The organism is Kitasatospora sp. NPDC036755, assembly GCF_040636595.1.
Taxonomy (GTDB): Bacteria; Actinomycetota; Actinomycetes; order Streptomycetales; family Streptomycetaceae; genus Kitasatospora.
Map to the genome: position 1 here is coordinate 1 of NZ_JBEZUT010000531.1, position 3862 is coordinate 3862.

The 3862-nt window shown below is 77.7% G+C and carries 4 protein-coding genes; 1 reads left to right on the forward strand and 3 read right to left on the reverse strand.

Going from position 1 to position 3862, the window contains the following annotated elements; genetic code table 11:
* The 3 genes from AB0E96_RS39350 to AB0E96_RS39360 all read right to left on the reverse strand — a co-directional run.
* Positions 1-398, reverse strand: a 398-nt coding sequence (locus AB0E96_RS39350; RefSeq protein WP_359831396.1) for an ATP-binding cassette domain-containing protein, incomplete at its 3' end; no start/stop codon positions are given.
* Entirely contained in the window at positions 395-1279 is an 885-nt protein-coding gene (locus AB0E96_RS39355; protein WP_359831398.1) for an ABC transporter permease, read from the reverse strand. The genes AB0E96_RS39355 and AB0E96_RS39350, both read right to left, overlap by 4 nt.
* 1 nt (position 1280) lies before the next feature.
* Positions 1281-2225, reverse strand: a complete 945-nt coding sequence (locus AB0E96_RS39360; RefSeq protein ID WP_359831400.1) for an ABC transporter permease — start codon at positions 2223-2225, stop codon at positions 1281-1283.
* A gap of 652 nt (positions 2226-2877) precedes the next feature.
* On the opposite strand from AB0E96_RS39360, the gene AB0E96_RS39365 reads away from it, so the two are divergent.
* Positions 2878-3862, forward strand: a 985-nt coding sequence (locus tag AB0E96_RS39365) for a response regulator transcription factor (RefSeq protein WP_359831402.1), incomplete at its 3' end; no start/stop codon positions are given.

Sequence of the window (3862 nt, forward strand, 5' to 3'; positions counted from 1 at the left end):
TCTGCCAGTTCTTTGTGTCGACCATGACGGCCCCGGCCGGGCCGATCAGCAGGTGGTCCAGGTTCGTCGGCGAGCTGGGAGCCGATCCGGCGCAGCGGATCCAGCGAGCCGCCCGGGTCCTGCGGCACGTAGCCGATGCGCCGGCCGCGGACGTCGGAGAGCGCGCGCTCGTCCAGGGCCCGCAGGTCCGTCCCGGCGAGCCGGACGGCCCCGGTGACGGCGGCGCCGCGGCCGGGCAGGCCGAGCACCGTCCGGGCGACGGTGGTCTTGCCGCTGCCGGACTCGCCGAGCAGCACCAGGGCGCCGCCGGCCCGCAGGGTCAGGCCGACCCCGTCGACGGCCCGGACGCCTCCCGGGTACTCCACGCCCAGGTCGTCGACCTCCAGCAGCGCGTTCACCGGTCCACCTGCTTCGCGGGTCGTCGGGGCGCGGCCGGGACGGCGCGCGGCAGGTGGGCGGCGGAGTCGCCGACGCGGGTGCGCAGCGCCTCCCCGAGGGTGTTGAACAGCACCGAGACGGCGAGGATGACCAGGGCCGGCAGCACCGCCACCCAGGGGTGGGTGAGCAGCGCGGGCCGCAGCTCGTCCAGCATCGCCCCCCACTCGGCGGCGGGCGGGGCGACCCCGAGCCCGAGGAAGGACAGCCCGGCGGCGTACACGACGGCCAGCCCGACCAGCGAGGAGGCGTACACCAGCACCACCGGCGCCACCACGGGCGCGACCTGGCGCAGCGCCAGCGCGCCCCAGCCGGCGCCGCTGACCCGGGCGGCCTCCAGGTACTCGGAGCCGCGGATCCGCCGGGTCTCGGTGAACGCGACCCGGGCCACCGCGGGGGTGAGGACGACGGACAGCGCGAGCACGGTCGCGCCCAGGCCGGGGGTGAGCAGCGAGGCGACGGCGATCGCCAGCAGCACCCCGGGGAAGGCGTAGAGGACGTCCAGGGCGCGCAGCAGGGCCTGCTCGGTGAACCGGCCGCCGAGCCCGGCGGTGATGCCGAGCAGCGTGCCGGCGACGGCGGCCACGGTGACCGGCACGAGCCCGCCGGTGAGCGAGGCGCGCCCGGCCCAGATCAGCCGGCTCAGCAGGTCGCGGCCCTGCCCGTCGGTGCCCAGCGGGTGGCCGGGGCTGCCCGGGTCGAGCAGCCGGTCCGCGAGCCGTCCGGCGGCCGGGTCGTACGGGGCGACGAGCGGGGCGGCGAGGGCGAGCAGCAGCAGGAGCGCGACGAGGACGGCGGGGACGAGCAGGCCGAGGTCCCGTCGGGAGCGAGGGCGTGCGGCCATGTCAGGCCCTCACCCGCGGGTCGATCGCCGCGTGCGCCGCGTCCACCAGGATGTTGACGCCGACGAAGGCGACCGCCACCACCAGCACCCCGCCCTGCACCAGGGGGAGGTCACGGGCGGTCAGGGCGTCGTACAGCAGCCGGCCGACGCCGGGCCAGGCGAACAGGGTCTCCACGAAGACCACCCCCTCCAGCAGGTAGGCGAGTTGCAGGCCGCCGATGGTCAGCAGCGCGGGCGAGGCGTTGTGCACGCAGTGCCCCAGCACGGCGGCCGGGCGCAGGCCGCGGGCGCGCAGCGAGTCGGCCAGCTCCCCGGCCAGGACGGTGCCCAGTGCGGCCCGGAACACCCGCGCGGTGAGCCCGAGCGGCACCAGCGCGGCGGCGACGGCCGGCAGCACCAGGTGCCGGGCGAGGTCGGCCGGGCCGCCCGAGCCGAACACGTCGTGGGTGCCGCCCGCCGGGAGCCAGCGCAGCCCGACCGCGAACACGGCGATCAGCAGCAGGGCCACCGAGTACTGCGGGGCGGACACCGCGAGGGTGGACAGCGCGCCCGAGATCCGGCCGCCCGGGCCGTGCGGGCGCAGCGCGCCGACGGCGCCGAGCGCCACCCCGCCGGCCAGCACCAGCAGGAAGGCCGCGGCCGTCAGCGTGAGGGTCTGGCCGAGCGCGGGGAGCAGCAGGTCGGCGACCGGCCGCTGGCCCGAGACGGACGTGCCGAGGTCCCCGGTGAGCGCGTGGCCGAGCCACTCGGCGTAGCGGACGGGCAGCGGCCGGTCCAGGCCGAGCCGCTCGGTGAGCTCCCGGCGGGCCTCGGGCGGCGCGCCCGGGCCGAGGAAGGCGGTGACCGGGTCGCCGGGGACGAGCGCGACGGTCGCGAAGACCACGGCGGTGACGCCGAGCAGGGTGGGGACGGCCAGCAGCAGCCGGCGCAGCAGGAACCTGGTCACCCGCCGGCCCTCCGGGGTGGGGCGCCGGGCGGGCCGGCGGCGGGCCGGTGGGGCGGGGCGGGCATGGCGGTGTCGCTCCTTCGGGACGGGGATCGGTGGGGCCGGGCCGTCGACTCGGCCTCGCGGCAAGGGGATCGGGGAAGCGGGCGGGGGCGGTCGTGGGTGCGCCGGGGCACCGGTTCGACGGCGGCGGCCGCTTGGAGGAGCGTTGCGGACGGACGGCCCGGACAACCAGTCAGTTCCTGATGCTGTTACTCCCGGTCACAGCATCCGCGGTGTGCCGCAGTGCCGTTGCCCGGGCCATCGGGGCCCGGTCCCGTCCTTGACCTGCACAAGGGACCGGACCTAGGGTTCCCCGCATGGCTATTCGGCGGACCGACTTCACCCTGGTCGGGATCGGCGGCTCCTGGCACCGCAGGTCTTTCGACGAGCTCTGTCGACCGCGCGCGACGCGCTGACCGCCCCGGTCCCAACTCCGCCGCGGTCGGCGCCCCCTCCTCACCCGGATCCGCCCCCGACGCCCTCGTGAGCGTCCCGGCGCATCCCCGTCACAGCAGCACGCGTCCATGGGGCCGAACCAGGCCGCCGACTAGGGGGACCGCACCGCCATGCCCGACCGCAGACGTCCTGCCTCCGCTCCCGGAGGTGCCCGATGGCAGCAGTGAGCACCTTCGCCGGCCCGCGCGGCCGCCGGCTTCCCGGCCGCCGCGCCGCGTGCGGCGCCACCGCCCCGGGGGACGCCCCCGGCACCGCCCCGGCCCCGCCGCAGTGCGAGATCGACAATCCGCTCGACCTGATCGCCGGGCACCAGCTGCTCGCCGAACCGGCCCCGCCCGCCGCGGGCCGGACGGCCGAGGGCTGCGCCTGCGGTCACCCGATGTGCGTGGACGGGGAGCCCGAACGCACCGGGCCCGCCCGGGTGTTCCTGGTCGAACGGCACTCGGTGGCCAGCGCCGGGCTGCGCAGCGTGCTGGCCACCGCGCCCGGGCTGACGGTGGTCGGCTCCACCGGCGATCCGCTGCGCGCCGTGGCCGCGGTGCGCCGGACGGCCCCGGACGTCGTCCTGCTCGGCTCCGGCGCGAACCTGGAGGAGGACCTGGCGGCCGTGGTGGCGCTGCGCGGACCGGACGGGGCGCCCGGCGCCCGGGTGCTGCTGCTGCGCCGGGCCGAGTCCACCGCCGAGGCGAGCCGGATGCTGCTCGCCGGAGCGGGCGGCTGCTTCCCGCTCGACCTGGGCGGTGACCGGATCATCGGGGCCGTCCAACTCGCCGCGGCCGGCGGGTCGGTGTTCCTGCCGGCCCCGCCGCCCGCCCGGACCCACACGACCGGCCCCGCCCGGCACCTGGGCGAGCGGCCGCCGCAGCAGGCCGGACTGACCGGACGCGAACGGGAAGTGCTGGTCAAGCTCGGGCAGGGGCTGAGCAACGCCGAGATCGGGCGCGAACTCGCCCTGGCCGAGGCCACCGTGAAGAAGCACCTCACCCAGGCGATGCGCAAGATCGGGCAGCCCGACCGGCTGCGCGCCGCGCTCTACGCCCACCGGCACGGGCTGGCCGGGGTAGTCAGCCCGTCGACGCCGGCCGGCGATCCACCCGACGCCGTGGCCCGGCGTCTACGTGGTGGCCGCGGTGGGCGAC